10 protein-coding genes are annotated in these 17,221 nt (G+C 63.7%); 8 read left to right on the top strand and 2 right to left on the bottom strand.

Annotated features, from left to right (window positions below; all coding sequences use genetic code 11):
• The first annotated feature begins 73 nt into the window (after positions 1 to 73).
• The 4 genes from ACOGXC_RS11170 to ACOGXC_RS11185 all read left to right on the top strand — a co-directional run bounded on the left by ACOGXC_RS11170 (position 74) and on the right by ACOGXC_RS11185 (position 6,998).
• Positions 74 to 2,503 (top strand): DNA gyrase/topoisomerase IV subunit A, encoded by a 2,430-nt coding sequence (locus tag ACOGXC_RS11170; RefSeq protein ID WP_419918268.1) that lies wholly within the window; start codon positions 74 to 76, stop codon positions 2,501 to 2,503.
• A complete protein-coding gene (locus tag ACOGXC_RS11175; protein WP_419918269.1) occupies positions 2,497 to 4,590 on the top strand; it encodes a DNA gyrase/topoisomerase IV subunit B in 2,094 nt (697 codons plus the stop codon). Before ACOGXC_RS11170 ends, ACOGXC_RS11175 begins: the two co-directional genes overlap by 7 nt.
• Before the next feature lie 47 nt (positions 4,591 to 4,637).
• Complete coding sequence (locus ACOGXC_RS11180) at positions 4,638 to 5,678, top strand: RecB family exonuclease (RefSeq protein WP_419918270.1); 1,041 nt, start codon at positions 4,638 to 4,640, stop codon at positions 5,676 to 5,678.
• Positions 5,679 to 5,798: 120 nt separating this feature from the next.
• On the top strand, positions 5,799 to 6,998 hold the full coding sequence (locus ACOGXC_RS11185) for a phosphotransferase family protein (RefSeq protein WP_419918271.1): 1,200 nt from the start codon (positions 5,799 to 5,801) through the stop codon (positions 6,996 to 6,998).
• Here ACOGXC_RS11185 and ACOGXC_RS11190 read toward each other — a convergent pair.
• On the bottom strand, positions 6,984 to 7,190 hold the full coding sequence (locus ACOGXC_RS11190; RefSeq protein ID WP_419918272.1) for a hypothetical protein: 207 nt from the start codon (positions 7,188 to 7,190) through the stop codon (positions 6,984 to 6,986). The genes ACOGXC_RS11185 and ACOGXC_RS11190 overlap by 15 nt on opposite strands.
• Before the next feature lie 14 nt (positions 7,191 to 7,204).
• Positions 7,205 to 8,305, bottom strand: a complete 1,101-nt coding sequence (locus ACOGXC_RS11195; RefSeq protein ID WP_419918273.1) for a hypothetical protein — start codon at positions 8,303 to 8,305, stop codon at positions 7,205 to 7,207.
• Between the two features lie 169 nt (positions 8,306 to 8,474).
• Here ACOGXC_RS11195 and ACOGXC_RS11200 point away from each other — a divergent pair, with 169 nt between their 5' ends.
• From ACOGXC_RS11200 to mutM, 4 genes are all read left to right on the top strand, one after another.
• A complete protein-coding gene (locus ACOGXC_RS11200) occupies positions 8,475 to 11,774 on the top strand; it encodes a PD-(D/E)XK nuclease family protein (protein WP_419918274.1) in 3,300 nt (1,099 codons plus the stop codon).
• Between the two features lie 70 nt (positions 11,775 to 11,844).
• Entirely contained in the window at positions 11,845 to 15,354 is a 3,510-nt protein-coding gene (locus ACOGXC_RS11205) for a UvrD-helicase domain-containing protein (RefSeq protein ID WP_419918275.1), read from the top strand.
• Between the two features lie 168 nt (positions 15,355 to 15,522).
• Positions 15,523 to 16,329 carry a nucleotidyltransferase family protein gene (locus ACOGXC_RS11210; RefSeq protein WP_419918276.1) on the top strand — a complete coding sequence of 269 codons (807 nt, stop codon included), beginning with the start codon at positions 15,523 to 15,525 and terminating at the stop codon, positions 16,327 to 16,329.
• Between the two features lie 68 nt (positions 16,330 to 16,397).
• Positions 16,398 to 17,210: a bifunctional DNA-formamidopyrimidine glycosylase/DNA-(apurinic or apyrimidinic site) lyase gene (mutM, locus tag ACOGXC_RS11215; protein ID WP_419918277.1), complete on the top strand. Its 813-nt coding sequence runs from the start codon at positions 16,398 to 16,400 to the stop codon at positions 17,208 to 17,210.
• Positions 17,211 to 17,221 lie beyond the last annotated feature (11 nt).

The following is a 17,221-nucleotide window of genomic DNA, read 5'->3' on the forward strand; positions in this document are numbered from 1 at the left end:
CGTCGCCTCCACCGGGTACCGTCTGGCTAGGCGCAACAACCCTGCTCGCCCCCGAGAACCTGCCAAGGCAACCATGACCCCAACAACACAGCTATCGCTCCCCACCGGGCCCGGCGACTCCGAAACCGGGGTTGATTTCGCCCGCGAGCTGGTCAGGGTCCCGGTGGCCGACGAGATGTCCGAGTCTTTCCTGGCCTACTCCCTGTCGGTCATCACCTCCCGAGCCATACCCGACGCCCGTGACGGCCTGAAGCCGGTGCAGCGCCGCATCCTCTACTCGATGCTGAACATGGGGATACGCCCCGACGGTCCCCACCGCAAGAGTGCCCGAGTGGTGGGCGACACCATGGGCAAATACCATCCCCACGGGGATGCCGCCATATACGATGCCCTCGTTCGGCTGGCCCAGGAGTTCTCCCGGCCCATCCCGCTGATCGATCCCCACGGCAACTTCGGTTCCCCGGACGACCCCCCGGCCGCCCCCCGCTACACCGAGTGCCGCCTGGCCGAGGCCGCCATGGAGATGCTGGCCGAGATCGACGAGGACACCGTGGACCACCGATCCACCTACGACGGGGAGAGCTCGGAACCCGAGTGCCTGCCGGGGCGGTTGCCCAACCTGCTGGTGAACGGCACCACCGGTATCGCGGTGGGCATGGCCACCAACATGGCTCCCCACAACCTGCGGGAGGTGGCCGAGGCCATCAAGCTGGTGATGAACAAGCGCCGTCCCCGGCCAACCATCGATGAGTTGCTGGAGGCGCTGCCCGGCCCCGATTTCCCCACCGGGGGAAGGATCATGGACCTGGAGGAGGGAGGGTTGCGCCAGGCCACGGCCACCGGCCGGGGATCTTTCCGCATCCAGGCCCGGATGAAGCCGGTGCGGCTGACTCGTAGCCGCTGGGGCATCGAGGTCACCGAGCTGCCCTACATGGTGGGGCCCGAGAAGGCGGTGAAGCGCATCAACGAGCTGATAGTGGACGGCAGGCTCCCCGGTGTCCACGATGCTCGCAACCTGTCCGACCGCCACCACGGCCTCCGCATCCTCATCGAGTGCGAGCCCAACGTGAAGCCCGAGAAGCTCTATTACGACCTGTGCCGCCTCACCCCCCTGGAGGAGACCTTCGCGGTGAACAACGTGGTGCTGGTGAACGGCATCCCCACCACCGTCGGCCTCTACGACCTGTGCCGCCTCTACATAGATCACCGCCTCGACGTGGTGGTGCGCCGCACCCGGTACCGCCTGGGACGGGCCCGCGACCGCCTCCACATTCTCGAGGGGCTGATTATCGCGCTGGACAACATCGACGAGGTGGTGGCCATCATCCGGGGGTCAGACGATGCCGCTGCCGCCCGCCGCCGGTTGCAGGACGCCCTCAACCTGACCGAGACCCAGGCCGCCCACATCCTGGACATGCAGCTCCGGCGGCTCACCGCGCTGGAGAAGCAGAAGATCGTCGAGGAGCGCAACGAGCTGATCACCCTCATCACAAGGTTGGAGAAGCTCCTGGGCTCCGAGCAGCGCCAGCGTTCGGTGGTTCTGAGGGAACTGGACGATCTGGTGGCGCGATTCGGGCAGGATCGCCGGAGCGAGATCGTGGCCCATCAGGACACCCCGGTGTACGAGGCCACCCCGGGGGCCGAGCCGGTCCCCACCGCCGATGAATCGTGCACGATCACGCTGTCCACCACCGGCATCGTGGGCCGGGCCCCGGCGGGGGGACGCCGTCGATCCCGGTTCGGGCGTCACGACGTGCTGGCGGTATCTGTGGAGGCCGGCATCGGAGAAACGGTTCTGGCCGTGACCTCGGCGGGACGGATCATCACCTCACCTGTGGCGGCCCTGCCCGAGGTTGCCGGTCGCAGCCGGGGGGCACCCGCATCTGAGGTGTTCGGAACCATCCGCAGCGAGGCGGTGCTCAACCTGGTCACCCCGGGTGGCGATCCTCTGGTGATGGTCACCGCCACCGGCGGGGCGAAGCGGGTCGACCTGTCCGAGGCGGCCCGGGGTCGGGTGACCAAGCAGATCATCAAGCTGAAACCCGGCGACAGGGTGGTTGCCGCTTTCTGCGCCCCACAGGACGCGGAGATGGTGCTGGTCAGCGCTCAGGGCCGGGCCCTGCGAGCCCCGGTCGCATCGGTCCCGGTGCAGGGACGGGGCGCAGCCGGGGTTGCGGGCATGAAGCTGCGAAACGGTGACCGCATCATCGCCGCCGGCGGGGCGAGTGCGAACGAGGCGATCATCACGGTCAGCACCGGAGGGTCGGTGAGCATCACCCCGGTGACCGACATCCCGGCCACCGCTCGGGGCGGGCTGGGCACACCGTTGAGCGGGGATGACCCACCGGCCATGGCCGTGGTGGCCCCCCCGGCCGACCTGCTGGCCGAGGTGGGCGAGAACGGTAAGCCGGCCAAGGCCCCGGTGCCGCTCCCCCGGGCGGGCCAAGATGTCGATGACGTCGATGACGTTGCCGTCCTGAGCGTGGGAATACCCCGATGGTGACCCGGACCGGCTCCGCCTCCCGAACCTCGGGGCGGGGGGACAACCTTCTGGCCTCCCCCCCGGCCGGTAACGGCAACGGCCGCTACGATGCCGCCGACATCGTCACCCTGGAAGGGTTGGAAGCGGTCCGCAAGCGCCCCGGAATGTACATCGGGAGCACCGGCAGCGACGGCCTCATGCACCTGGTGTGGGAGCTGATCGACAACGGGGTGGACGAGGCCGGGGCCGGATTCGCCACCCGCATCGACGTGACCCTCCATGCCGACGATTCGATCGAGGTGGGAGACAACGGCCGGGGGATTCCAATCGACCCTCACCCCACCAAGAAGGTGTCGGCCCTGGAGGTGGTGCTCACCGAACTGCACTCCGGCGGTAAGTTCGGGGGCGGGGTCTACAGTGCCTCCGGCGGGTTGCACGGGGTGGGGGCCTCAGTGGTGAACGCCCTGTCCACCCGACTGAGAGCCGAGGTGGACCGCGACGGTGCCACCTGGCAGCTCTGGTTCTCCAACCAGAAGGCGGGCCAGTTAGACGGGAACCGCTTCACCAGGGGCCACAAGCTCCACAAGGCCCGCACCACCCGCCGAACCGGCACCCGCATCCGCTTCTGGCCCGACCTGGACATGTTCGATCCCGATGCCACGGTGAGCTTCGAATCCATCGGGGAACGAGCCCGGCAGGCCTGCTTCCTGGTGCCCGGGTTGCGGATCAGGCTGGAGGACAAACGGCGGGGCAGTGACAACGAACCGGTGGATCTGATCTCCCACGGGGGGCTGGCCGATATGGTGAGCCACCTGTCGGCGGCGGAGGCCGTGACCGAGATCATTTCCATCCCCGGAGAGGGCACCTTCGAGGAGAAAGTCCCGGTGGACGGCAGCATGACCATGGTCAACCGCCAGTGCCAGGTGGACATCGCCATGCGCTGGGTGAAGAACTACGACACCCGGGTGGCCACGTTCGTCAACACCATTCCCACCCCCCACGGCGGCACCCATCTGGCCGGATTCGAGCGGGCCCTGACCCGAGCCATCAACGACAGCTTGCTGGCCGACTCCAAGAAGCTGGCCCGCCTGGCCAAGCAGGGCAATGATCGGGCCCAGCGGGAAGATGTACAGGAGGGCCTGGTGGCGGCCATCAAGGTCACCCTGCCCGAACCGCAATTCCGGGGTCAGACCAAGCAGGAGCTGGGCACCCCGCCGGTTCAGTCCATCGTCTACAACGTGCTGAAGGACGGGCTGGAGAGCTGGTTCCAAACCGGGCCCAAGAGCCATGTCACCGCCTTGCAGTCCAAGATTGTGGACGCGGTGGTAACCAGGGTGTCGGCCCGCCAGACCCTGGAGAACAGGCGGCGGGCCGCGTCGTTGGGCTCCACCGGGATGCCCGACAAGCTGGCCGACTGCCGGGTCCACGGCCCGGAGTCCGAGCTGATCCTGGTGGAGGGCGACTCGGCCGCCGGACCGGCCAAGGCCGGGCGCAACGCCGAGAACATGGCCATCCTGCCCTTGCGGGGCAAGGTGGTGAACGCGGCCAAGTCATCGGTGAAACAGGTGCTGGACAACGCCGAGGCCCAGGCCCTGTTCACCGCCATGGGGGCTGGTTCGGGTGAGGGCTTCGACATGACCAGGATCAGGTACGGGCGCATCATCATTTTGTGCGATGCCGATGTGGACGGCAGCCACATCCGCTGCCTGCTGCTCACCCTCATCCACCGGTTCATGCGCCCGATGCTGGAGGCGGGCCGGGTGTACGCCGCCCAACCCCCCCTGTACACCGCCAAGGTGGGTGACCGCACCCACCGGGCCTGGTCCGACGCCGAGCGGGACCGGAAAACCGCCGAGCTGTCGAGAGGCAACCGCAAGGCCGAGAACATTCGGTGGTCCCGGTTCAAGGGGTTGGGGGAGATGGACACCGACGAGCTGGCCGAGTGCGCCCTCGACCCGACCACCCGCACCCTGCGCCAACTCACCCTGGGCGACGGCACGGATGCCGAGGAGATGTTCGAAACCCTGATGGGCTCCGATGTGGGGCGCCGCAAGGACTTCCTGATAACCCACAGCGAGCTGGTGGACCGTGACGCTCTCGACTACTGACCTTTTGACCACCGACCTTTAACCATCAACCTGCAAGGAGAAAACCGATGACCGGAACCACGATGGCAGAACCCGCCGAACTAACCGGAGCCGGCAACCGGGATCACAACCACGCGCCGCTGCTTGGCTCCCCCGAACCCGGCAACCGGGGTCACAGCCCCACTCCCCGACCTGGCTCCCCCGAACCCGACGGCACCTTTACCGGTGAACAGCTCCTGGAGATCCCCGAACGCTACGCGCCCAAGTACCTGTCCCCCTCCAGTGCTTCCTCCTACCGGGAGTGTGCCCGGCGCTGGAAGTTCCGCTACGTGGATCGCCTGCCCGACCCGCCCGGCGAAGCCGCGGTCACCGGCACCTTCGCCCACATGGTGCTGGAGAGATTGATGCAGGAGCCGGTGGAGGAACGCACGGTGCCACGGGCCAAAGAGTTGGCCCGTGAACTCTGGCCCCGGATGGAGAACCACCCCGATTACCGGGGCCTGGAGCTGGACGAGCGGGGAGGGTTGAACTTTCGCATCAACGGCTGGAAGGCCATAGAGGGTTTATGGGACCTGGAGGACCCCCGCGAGGTCAAGGTGGCTGCCACCGAGCAGGATGTGCGGGTCAAGATCAACGGGGTACCGTTCCGAGGCATCATCGACCGGGTGGACGATACCGGCGACGGCCTGGTGGTCACCGACTACAAGTCGGGCAAGGCCCCCTCCGAGCGGTTCTCATCCAACTACGCCACCCAGATGCTGCTGTATGCGGCCGCGTTGACCGAGCTGGAGAACCGCAGGCCGGCCCGGGCACAGTTGCTGTACCTGGGCCAGAAGGTGGTCGAGGTTGAGATCACCGACGAGAACCTCACCGAGGCGCTTGAAGAGCTGAGAGTCACCTGGCTGAACATCATGAATAGCTGCATAACACTGGAGTTCCCCGCCTCAACCGGCCCGCTGTGCGGCTGGTGCCCATTCGTGGCCCAGTGCCCCGAGGGCACCGACGAGGTGCTCCATCGTGACCGGACCGGGCAGTTGCGCGCCGACGCTCCCGCCCTCGAACGTATCGCCCGAGCCGGCAACCCCTCACCGGACTCCCATAGCAATTGACCCCGCCCACGACCGGCAACGAAACCGGAGCCGAGCTGAATCATAAGAATGTTCTGACCGTTGGCTCCACAACCGCCAACCAAACCGGAGGCGGGCAATGAGCGAAACCGGAGGCGGGCAATGAGCGATCTGGTTGCTGAGGTGGCGCGGTGGGTTGAGGAGTGCTGCGGGCAGCCGGTGGCCACGGCGGTGCGGATTCCAGGGGGTGCCTCTCGCCAGGCCTGGACGGTGACACTGAGAAGCGGTGAGCGGCGGTTCCTGCGAATGGATACCGGCACGTCGCCGCTGTCCATCGAGGGATACGACCTGGCCCGGGAAGCCCGGGTTTACCAGTGGTTGGCCGCAAAGCCGGTCCGGGTGGCCGGGTTCTGCGGGGTGAGCCCCGACGGGCGAGCGTTGCTGCTGGAGTTCGTGGATGGAACGGCGGGACCACTGGATGATCCTCACCTGGCCCGGCAATTCATGGACCAGGTAAACGCCCTCCACGCCCTGGAATCACCCCATCACCTGCTGATGGACGACTTGGCTCTATGGACCCGGGTCTACCGGGAGCACTGCCCCCAACCCGATCCGCTCATCGATCTCGGCCTGCGCCAACTGGCCAGGGCCGCGCCCGAGCCTCCCGAGCGCGCGGTTCTAGTACACGGCGACCTGGGACCGGGAAACGTGCTTCACGATGGCCACCGGGTGAACGGTTTGTGCGACTGGGAGCTGGCCCACGTCGGCGATCCCATGGAGGATCTGGCCTGGATCACGGTGCGGGCCATGCTCACTCCGTTCCTGGATATTGACACCGCGTTCGGATGGTACGACGGTCCGGTGGATACCGATCGGGTGGGTTACTGGCAACTGGCCTGCCAAATCCGCAACCTGATCGGCCTGGGAATGTCGGGAGCGGCCGGTGGCGACCTGGGCATGGGCAAGCTATTCGCCACTCTCCACCGCCGGGTGGCCGCCGAGCTGGTTTGCCAAGCTCTGGGGGTGGAGATCGAACCCCCTGAGCTACCCGAACCCCTGGACACCGGCGTTAGTCACATATATTCCGCCGTTCTGGACGACCTGCGCACGGTAATCACCCCGGCCCTGGACGGGTACGCTGCCGCCCGGGCCAAATCAATGGCCCGCCTGGTTCGCTACCTGGACATGACCGACCGCATCGGCCCGCTGCTGGCCCAGCAGGACATGGCCGACCGAAATCGCCTCAACCTCGACGACGACACCGAACTGGCCTGCTACCTAGCCCGGAACGCAATACGAGAACAAGCACTCATGGCCCCGGCCATGGGCCGCCTCGCGAACGTTCAACTAACCCGCTTCTGAAGCCACCATGTTTTGGCCATCAAAGCTACCATAGATAATGGTTTCTTGGTTATTTAAATCTTTTAAATTGTCAGATATGGTTTCATTCCCAATTAAACTGGTTAATAACTCTTGGGTAGCTAGTAAAGTTGTTTGCGCTTTTTCTAAGAGTTGTTTAAATCTTTGTAAGTGTTTGTCTTCAATTTGGGGCATGGTGTTTTATTTGTTTATTCCGGGAAGGTGAGGTGTTGGAAGTATTCATTAAACCCGCCACCAACTTTTCTGACTAAATCTTTATAATCTTTAAAATAACGATTATAATATTCATCTAAATCTGGCGTACGATCTTGATAAGATGGCATATTCGCTCCTGAATTAGCAAAGAGTTCGGTTAAAAACATCCAATGGTCGGGTTCATGATCTCGGGGTATGTCGCCAAATCGCATATAATTTTCAATCCTGGTTTGCAAATAACTACTTTGAGCATACAGTTGTCTTAATTGTTGGGTAATATTAGCAAAATCTTTGGAACCAACTAGTTTTTTAAAATAGACCGCGTGTAAGAATTCATGCATTAAATTTCTTATAGTTCTGTATTGTTTTGTCTTAGAACGGGTCACATATATAATCCCATAGTTCGGATCATAACAAACACAAGGGTTGCCACTACCTTTTATAACTACCTTGACATCATAAAAGACTTCTTTGCCAAGGTCTGTTAAACCCATCGCGTTAGCTATTTCAACTAAATATTGAGGTTTGGTTTTTTCAATGGCAGCTATCCTTTGGGCTAAGGTTTGGTTGGGGTTAACAGCCGGGGCGAGAATAGTCGTCGTCGTTGTTGTAGTTGTGGTCGCTGGAATGATAGTCGTGGTTGTCGTAGTGGTAGTTGTCGGTGGGATTATTGTAGTAGTGGTTGTTGTGGAAGGAATTGGTGGTTGAGTGGTGGTTGTGGTTGTGGGGTTGCAGTTGTTGGGGGTTAGGTGGGTGTCGATGTTGTATTTGCAGCGGTAGACGTTGAGTAGGTTTTCCTGGTTCCGGATCAGCAGGTCACGGGTTGTGATCTCTTGGGGGGTGGGGGTACCGGTGAAAAGCACCGGGGGTGGGGGAGGCTGGGTGGGGTGGCCATCGGAGCAGCCGCCGTCAACGATGTGGGTGTCGATGTCGAACATGCACCGGTAAACGTTCAACAACGCTTCCTGATCAGCTACCAAACGATCCCGCAACCGAACATCACCAACAGTCACACCACCGCCACCAGCCGCCACCGGGGCCAACCCGAACACCACCACAACCACCACCCAACCAACCAACAACAAACGCCTCACAACACGCCTCCCAACACCTGGGCATCTATTCTTACGCCAGTAAATATAGATGCCCACCCGATACGGAACCCCAACCGCAGCCGGCCAAAACATGCTATCCACAACCCAAAACATTCCTTGACCTGGTGAAATACACCAACTGTCACCCCCCACCCCTACAATCGCAAGCATGGTCTTACGAACCGAATACACCCCATACGGCGAACCCGCTCGCAACCGGCTGGAAACACTCATACACGAGCACAAGAGCAACGACCCGCTTCAAACCGTCACCGTAGTTGTACCCACCAACATGGCCGGAGTTGCCACCCGGCGAGCCCTTGGCGCAAAAAAGCCGGGGATCGCCGCGGTGCATTTTCTCAAACTGTTCGACTTGGCCGAACGATTGGCAAACCCAACCAATCAAAAGCCTCTGCCAGACCCGGTGCTCAGCGCGACCCTGAGAAGCGTGCTGGATGCCGACCCCGGCCTGTTCCAAGCCTCAGCCCGACATCCCGCCACCGAACAAGCTCTGGTTCAGGCCTATCGTGACCTTCGCAACCTGACCAACGAGCAACTCGATGTGTTGGCAACACAGAGCCGCCGAGCCGCCGACATGGTACGCGTTTGCCGCCAGGCCCGCGACAGGCTGAAGGGCGAGTGGTACGACGGCCAGGATCTGAACGAACTATCCATAACGGCGCTGGAATCGGGGGCGATCAGCCCCATTCTCAAAGAACTCGGTCCGGCGATCATTTACCTACCCCAGCGCGTCACCCACTCCCAGGGATGCATGGTTTCTGCCCTGGCCAAAAAAACACCGGTGGCGGTTATTGCCGGGCTAACCGGCAACGCTGGTGCCGACACCGCCGTGCTGGAGTCGGTAAACAACATGGGAGGAGAACTCAACGTTGGCGTGGAGATCAACCAACCGCATGGGGAGTGGATCATCAGCACAACCAGCGCCGACGAGGAGGTGCAGGTGGCGGTCCGTGAGGTGCTCAACGCTACACGAGAAGGGATTGCTTTGAACCGGATCGCCGTTTTGAGCGGCGGGGGCATGCCCACCATCCGCCACCTCCAGGATCACCTGGAAGCTGCCGGCATCCCATTCAACGGCCCCAGCGGGCTCACGCTGGCCGAATCCCTGGTGGGTCGGGGCCTTCTGGCCCTGCTCAACCTGCAAGACCGTGACTTCCGTCGGGATGAAGTGTTCAACCTGTTATCGGTGGTGGAACCCTTCACGACCGTTCCAACCCAAATCAGCGCCCAAACCTGGCCTCGTGCCATTCCGGTGACCGCTTGGGATCGAATAGCGCGCCGGGCTGGAGTGGTTCGGAGTGCCGATCAGTGGAGGGAGCGGCTCGAGGCTCACTACCAAAAACTACAACAGGCCGCAGAACAGAAGAAGGGCGATCCGGACGAGATCGAAAGCTGGGCCGAGTGGAACCGGCGAGAAATCAACCACACCAACTCCCTGATCGAGTTCATGGCCGAACTCATTGGCGATCTATCCCCCGACCCTGAACCGGCCACCTGGAAAGCGTGGTGCAAGTGGATCAAGGGCCTGATCGACAAATACCTGACCGGCGACCGGGCCCGGTCCGGTTGGCCCGAGGCCGAGCAGGAGGCAGCCGATCAGATCGAAAGCATCCTGGACAGTTTTACCAACCTGGATCGGATCGAGCCGTCTCCCCGTCCAGCAGCCTTCCGGCACGCCTTGATCTCCGAGTTGGCTGCACCCACCAAGCGCGCCGGTCGGATCGGCCAAGGGGTGTTGACCGAGCAAATCGGTGGCTCCACCGGCATGGAGCAGGACAGGACAATCCTCATCGGCCTGGCCGAGGGAACATTCCCGCACAGCCCCTCCGACAATCCGCTGCTTCCCGACCGGGAGCGCAAGGCCGTGAGCGACAACCTGACCCTGCTATCCGACCGGTTGGAAGAACAGCACCGGCACTTCTTGACCGTACTGGCCTCCTCCGCCACCAGCACACTTGTCTACGCTCGAGGCAATTCGAGGCAGGCTTGTGAACAGCACCCGTCCCGCTGGCTCCTGGACACCGCCACCGCCCTGGCCGGAAAGCCGGTGGACAGCACCAACCTTGAAACGCCGGCAGTCGACCGAACCATCGGCTGGTTCGAGCATGTGCCCTCGTTCTCGGAAAGGGTGCTGCGCGCCGATTTCCCCACCACGGCCCAGGAGTTCCGGTTACGGGCTATTACCCGTGCGAACCGAGCCGGACAGCCGCTCAACCAGCAACCAGCAGCCCCCGCTGCCGTTACGAACCGGACCGAACAGCCGCTCAACCAGCAACCAGCAAACCTCAATACCACCCCCGCTGCGGTTGCGAACCGGACCGCATACGATCTTCTGGAGAACGATCCGGTGCTGGCCCGGGGAGCCGAGCTGGTTGCCGCCCGATCCTCGAATCAATTCACCCGTTTCGACGGCAACCTGGCCGGTGTGGACACAACCGGGCTGATCGGAGGTTTGGTATCGCCGACCAGCCTGGAAACGTGGGCCGACTGCCCGATGCGCTACCTGTTCCAGCATGTCCTCGGGGTGCAGGAAGCAGACCAGCCCGAAGAGGTACTGGGGATATCCGCCCTGGACAAAGGCTCGCTGATTCACAATGCTCTCGACCTTTTCTTGCGCGAGCAGATGGAAACCGGCCAGGTTCCGCCACCTTGCCAACCCTGGAACACGGACCAGCGAGAGCGGCTCCGCGCCATCGGAACCGAACAGTGCGATCAAGCCGAAGCCCGGGGGCTGACCGGCTACTCGGTGTTCTGGCACTACGAACGAAACCAAATATTGAAAGACCTGGACCGCTTCCTGACAGCCGACGACGAACATCGCGGCCAGGAAAATGTCACCCCGGCTGCCAGCGAGCTGGGCTTCGGGACACCCGATGATGACCTGGATGCGATAACCGTTGAACTGCCCCGCGGCCAGAAAGCCCGGTTCAGGGGCCGGGCCGACCGGGTGGACGAAGGCCGCAGCGGCAAGCTGGTGGTCATCGACTACAAGACCGGCAGGGCCGATGGTTACCGGGGTCTGAACGAGTCAAGCGCTAACCGGGATCCCGTCCAGCGGGGAACCCGGCTCCAGCTTCCGGTGTACGGGCTGGCCGCCCGGGCCCACACAGAGCATTCCGAGGCTCCGGTAGCAGCCCGATACTGGTTCGTCACCAGCGAGGCACGGTTCAAAACCGTCGGCTATCCGATGGACGGCACGGTGATGGATCGTTTCGCCTCGGTGGTTGGCACCATCACCGAGGGCATCGAGGCCGGAGTGTTCTGCGACCGGCCCCGACCCGATAGCTCCGGGGGCCAGTACAGCCAGCGCTGCGGCTACTGCAACGCCGACCGGCTCGGCACCGGCGACCGCCGCCGGCAGTGGGAGACCATGCGGGAACGAGAAGAGCTGGCCGCCTACCGCCAACTGGCGGAGCCGCCCGAAGATTCGGAGCAGGAAGAGCAATGACCATGGCTGGCGACAAGAACAACGCCCGCGACCGGACCCCCTTCGTCACCACCGGGAAGGTCACTAAATAATGCCCGCCACCAACACCGCCCGCGACCAACCCGACCGGGACGCCATCGTCGCCGAGCTCGATTCGACCTTGTTCGTGGAAGCCGGGGCCGGATCGGGCAAGACCACCGAGCTGGTCAACCGGGTGCTGGCCCTTATCGACTCCGGGGTGGCGATGGAGAACATCGCGGCCATTACCTTCACCGAGAAAGCCGCAGCCGAACTGAAGAACCGCCTGCGCCAGAAGCTCTCCGCCTCCGGTGAGCACCCCGAGGCCCTCAACCACCTGGACGGCGCGGCCATCACCACCCTCCACGGGTTCGCGCTCCGCATTCTTTCTCAACATGCCATCGAAGCCGGGCTGCCCCCCCGCATCGAGGTGACCCCCAACGAAGCATTCGAGGATCGCTGGGACGAGCATCTGCACCGCCTGCTGAGCGACCCCGATCAGCAGCACTGCCTGGTTCTGGCTCGAACCTTGAACGTCAAACCGAACCATCTGCGGGAGCTGGCCCAAGAGCTGCACAGCAATTGGGATTTGGTGGCTCAACGAATGGGCAACGAGCCACCCCCCAGCGGGCCGATGGAACTCCCCAACCTAAGTGGTGCCTTCAAGCGGTTCAGCCGAGTAGCCGCCTTGCAATCGTACTGCAAGGACCCCGACGACACGATGGTGGCCAAGCTGAGCAAGATTGCCGAGCGGGCCGAGTTGCTGCGCCAGGCGGGAGACGACCGCGACCAGATCCTTCAACTGCTGTTCGAGACCGAACCGAAGAACTTCACCGGAGCAGGCCGTAAAGCCAACTGGCCCGACGAAGACGAAGGGGCACCATCCTTGACCGAGGTGGCCCATGAGCTAGCCCAACTCGGGGAAGCCATCGAAGATCTGAGGGAGCGCGTGGCCGATGATGTGATCCGGCGGTTGACCCTGGTTCTGGGAGCGTTCACCCTTGAAGCCGCCGAGGATCGCCGCCGGCAGGGAGTGCTGGAATACCACGACCTGCTGGTGATGGCCCGGGATCTGCTGCGGCACCCCCAGCACGGCATGGAAGTGAGGCAAGCGCTGTCCGAGCGCTACCAAAAATTGCTGCTGGACGAGTTCCAGGACACCGACCCCATCCAGATCGAACTGGTCAAGCTGATCGCCGCACCTCCTGACGACACCCGAGGCTGGCCCGAACTACGGGACGAACCTGGACAGCTCTTCTACGTGGGCGATCCCAAGCAATCCATCTACCGGTTCCGCCGGGCAGACATCGACCTGTTCACCCAGGCGGGGCGCTCCCGAACCGTTGTTTGCAAATCGCTCACCCGCAACTTCCGATCGTCCGAACCGGTGGTTCGTTGGATAAACGCCCTTTTCGATGAGTTCATGGTTTCAACCGGTATCCAGGATTCGCACATCCAACCCGATTATCAAGCCCTGGAGCCGGTTCGAGGATCACCACCCAAGGGGCCACCGGTGTCGGTGCTGGACTGTGAACACCCCAAAGAGACGAACATGCCCGAACTGCGTGAGGGGGAAGCACAGCAGGTGGCGCAGGTCATCTCTGCTGCCATCAGCCAGGGCTGGTCGGTGGGCGACGGCAAGGACGGCAACGGCCGGGATTGCTGGCGACCGGCCCGGCTGGAGGACATCTGCATCCTGCTGCCGACCCGCACATCGCTACCGCAACTGGAGGAGGCGCTGGAGGCACGCAACATCGCCTACCGTATCGAAGCCGGCTCGCTGATCTGGGCCAGCCGCATCGTGCGGGAGGTGATGGCCACGGTTCGAGCGCTGGCCGACCCCACCGACGAGGTGTCCCTGGTGAACGCCTTGCGCTCCCCCGTTTTCGGCTGCGGTGACGACGACCTGTTCGATTTCAAGGTAACCCACGAAGGCCGGTGGGACTACACAGCGCGCCGACCCGAACTCCTGGCTGAGGACCACCCGGTGGGTGAGGCCATGGCCTGGCTTGAGGGCTTGCACGCGCAGGTGCGCTGGTTGCGACCCAGCCAGTTGGTCGAGCGCTTGGTGCACGAACGAAGGCTGCTGGAATCGAGCTGTTACGGCCACCGCAGACCTCGCGATGTGTGGCGCAACCTCAACCTGGTGATCGACCAGGCCCGCCAGTTCGAGGAGTCCGGCGGGCGGGGGCTGAGGGAGTTCGTAGCCTGGGTGGACCGCAAGATCCACGAGCGAGCCAGGGAATCCGATGTCATACTGTCGGAGACCGATGACGACGCGGTTCGCATCACCACCATCCACGCCGCCAAGGGACGGGAGTTCCCCATCGTCATCCTGTCGGGTACCCACACCCAGCGCCGGTACGTGCCGGCCACGGTGCTATGGCCCACCACTGGTGGGTTCGAGGCCGGGTTCAACAAGTCGTTACGCACAAAAGCATTCGCAAAGCACCAGGAGTACGAGGATCAGAGGCAGCGCGCCGAGCAAGTACGCCTGCTGTACGTGGCCCTGACCCGGGCCAGGGACCATCTGGTGGTGTCAACCCACCGCCAGGCAAGAAGCGAGAACAGCAACGCCGAACCCTCCATGGCCGAGATGGTGGTGGACAACGCCGCAGAGCTTCCCCAAGCATTGTGGATGGCCGAACACCCGTATCCCGACAAATCCCCTTCGGCGGTTTCCAAACAGCCCCGCGATACGAGCGAGCACCGGCTTGGCGAGCACGGAAGCCGGACATCTTTTCGAGACTGGGAAAGCGGGCGGCAAGCTCTTCTGGATCGGGCTGCAAAGCCGTCGGCCACAAGCCCCTCGCAAATCGCCCGGGCCGGCACCGGAGAGCTGCAATCGCAAATCGCCCGAGCCGATCCAGGAGAGCTGCAATCGCAAATCGCCCGAGCCGATCCAGGAGAGCTGCAATCGCAAATCGCCCGAGCCGATCCAGGAGGGGTTGAACCCACCTCCAAATCCGACCACCCCGGCTACCTTGGCCTCGATAAGGACAAAGCCGACGACGGCGACGATGATCAACCCCCGGGGCGCAGGGGTCGGGGCGGTACCCAGGTGGGCCGGGCAGTCCACGGCGTGCTGCAAGACGTGGAGCTGAACCCCGACTCCGACCGCTTGGCGCCGCTCGCGAAGGAACAAGCCAGAACCGAGGGCATTCCCCAAGCCACAAGCACCGTCCGCTCTCTGGCCGAATCCGTGCTCAGGTCGGACACCGTCAAGGAAGCCGCCGCCGGCGCTCACTGGAAGGAGCTGTTCGTGGCCGCCCCGGTGGAGGGCATGGTGGTGGAGGGTTTCGTGGATCTGCTTTACCGCACCGGCAACGAATTGGTGGTGGTGGACTACAAAACCGACGACATCCACGATGACGAAACCCGGCAAGCCAAGATCGACCTCTACAGGCTCCAGGTGGCTGCCTACTCCCTTACGGTGGAGCAGGCGGTGGGTGAGCCCGTGACCCGCTGCGTGCTGGTGTTCGCCCGAAACGGCCGGCCGGCCGAGGAGGTCACCATCGCCGGTGACGACCTAGCCTCGGCCCGCGCCGAGGTAAGGCGGAGGCTGAGCGGGACCGCCGCCTGAGAGCGAGACAAGCGAGCAAGGCTTAGCATTGGTGTCCGCCCGGGTCTTGGTGGCATCGGCGGTAGCGAGACAAGCGAGCAAGGCTTAGCAAGGCTTAGCAAGGCTTAGCAAGGCTTAGCAAGGCTTAGCAAGGCTTAGCAAGGCTTAGCAAGGCTTAGGAGGTCACTGGTGTTCACTCTGGTTGTTATGGCCGCTGGATTGGGATCGCGTTTTGGGGGGACCAAGCAACTCGCCCCGGTGGGAGCCCATGGCGAGGCCTTCCTGGACTTTGCCATCACCGATGCCCGAGCCGCGGGCGCTGACCGAGTGGTGCTCATCGTGCGAAGCGACATCGAGGACGACGTGAACCGGCACTTCGAGGGTCGCGGCGGGCCGCCCGCCGATCTTGACGTGATCTTCGTGCGCCAGGATACCCACGGCCCACCCCGACCCAAACCATGGGGCACGGCCCACGCCGTACTGTCGGCCTCCGCAGCGGTGAGAGGCCCGTTCGTGGTGTGCAACGCCGACGACTACTACGGCCCCACCGCGTACACCGCCCTGGCCCGAGCCATGAAGGAAATGGCCGGCAACGAGGCCCGGCTGTGTGGCTACCGGCTCGACCGCACCCTGCCGGCCGAGGGCTCGGTGACCCGAGGCGTGTGCCGGGTTGACGGTGACCGGCTCACCGGCATCTTCGAGCAAGAGGGCATCTCTCGAGCCGGCAACGATTTTCCCGCCGGCACCCTGGTGTCCATGAACCTGTGGGGCTTTCCCCCGGCGTTCATGAACAGCCTGCGGGACGGCTTTGCCCGGTTTCTCGAGAACAACCGCCACAGCCCCACCGCCGAGTACCTCTTGCCCCACGCCGTCGCGGCCCAAATGGAGGCCGGGACGCTCACCGTCCGAGTTGTCCCCACCGACGAATCCTGGATAGGGGTCACCAACCCCGAGGACCTGGAAACCGCCCGCCGCACCCTGGCCCACCGCCGGTAAGCCCCTGCTACATATTCTGGCCCACCGCCGGTAAGCCCCTGCTTCGTATTCGTGCGACAATCGGGCTGGTGCCCGAACTGCCCGAAGTGGAAACGATCCGCCGCCAGCTCGCACCCCGGCTACCGGGGCGACGCATCCTGGCCGCCCACACCCACCCCTCGGACAAGTTCACCCCCGCCCGGGCAGCCACCGGTACCACGATCCAGGGCATCAACCGCCGGGGCAAGTACCTGATCGCCCCCCTGGACGACGGCCGGGAACTCATCATCCACCTGGGCATGACCGGCTCCCTGATGGTCATGGCCGAAAGCAGCCCCGAGCGCAACGAGGATCCCTACATACGGGCATGGTGGCAACTAGATCACGGGGAGAGCCTCATCTTCCGGGACATCCGCCGCTTCGGTCGGATCCGTTGCGTGCCCGCGGGCCGCTACGACACCATTCCCACGCTGGCTGCCCAGGGCCCCGATGCCCTCAGCGCAGAGTTCACCCCCGAAGGCTTTTACCAGGCCCTGCGCCGGAGCCGGCGGCGCATCCCCACCCAGTTGCTGAGCCAGAAACCGGTGGCCGGGGTCGGCAACATCTACGCCACCGAGGCCCTGTGGATGGCCGGAATCCACCCGGGCGAGCGCCGGATCAGCCGGATCCAGGCCGCGAAGCTCCACACCACCCTGGTCCAGGTTCTCGAGGCCGGGCTGGCCAACGGCGGCACCACGCTGCGGGATTATCGCAACGCCGACGGTGGCCGGGGGAGTCACCAGCACGCCCTGGCCTGCTACGGCCGCTCCGGCCAGCCGTGCCTGAGCTGCGCAACCCCGCTCCAGCACCGTACCTACGATGCCCGCACCCTCACCTTCTGCCCCCAATGCCAATCGCGCTAACGTCCACTGCG

The sequence above is a fragment of the Candidatus Poriferisocius sp. genome (genome assembly GCF_965202595.1).
Lineage (GTDB): Bacteria > Actinomycetota > Acidimicrobiia > Acidimicrobiales > Bin134 > Poriferisocius.

What these genes read in the sequence shown, in the direction of transcription:
- ACOGXC_RS11170 (WP_419918268.1), top strand. Translation starts at nt 74, where the DNA reads ATGACCCCAACAACACAGCTATCGCTCCCCACCGGGCCCGGCGACTCC.
- ACOGXC_RS11175 (WP_419918269.1), top strand. Translation starts at nt 2,497, where the DNA reads ATGGTGACCCGGACCGGCTCCGCCTCCCGAACCTCGGGGCGGGGGGAC.
- ACOGXC_RS11180 (WP_419918270.1), top strand. Translation starts at nt 4,638, where the DNA reads ATGACCGGAACCACGATGGCAGAACCCGCCGAACTAACCGGAGCCGGC.
- ACOGXC_RS11185 (WP_419918271.1), top strand. Translation starts at nt 5,799, where the DNA reads ATGAGCGATCTGGTTGCTGAGGTGGCGCGGTGGGTTGAGGAGTGCTGC.
- ACOGXC_RS11190 (WP_419918272.1), bottom strand. Translation starts at nt 7,190, where the DNA reads ATGCCCCAAATTGAAGACAAACACTTACAAAGATTTAAACAACTCTTA.
- ACOGXC_RS11200 (WP_419918274.1), top strand. Translation starts at nt 8,475, where the DNA reads ATGGTCTTACGAACCGAATACACCCCATACGGCGAACCCGCTCGCAAC.
- ACOGXC_RS11205 (WP_419918275.1), top strand. Translation starts at nt 11,845, where the DNA reads ATGCCCGCCACCAACACCGCCCGCGACCAACCCGACCGGGACGCCATC.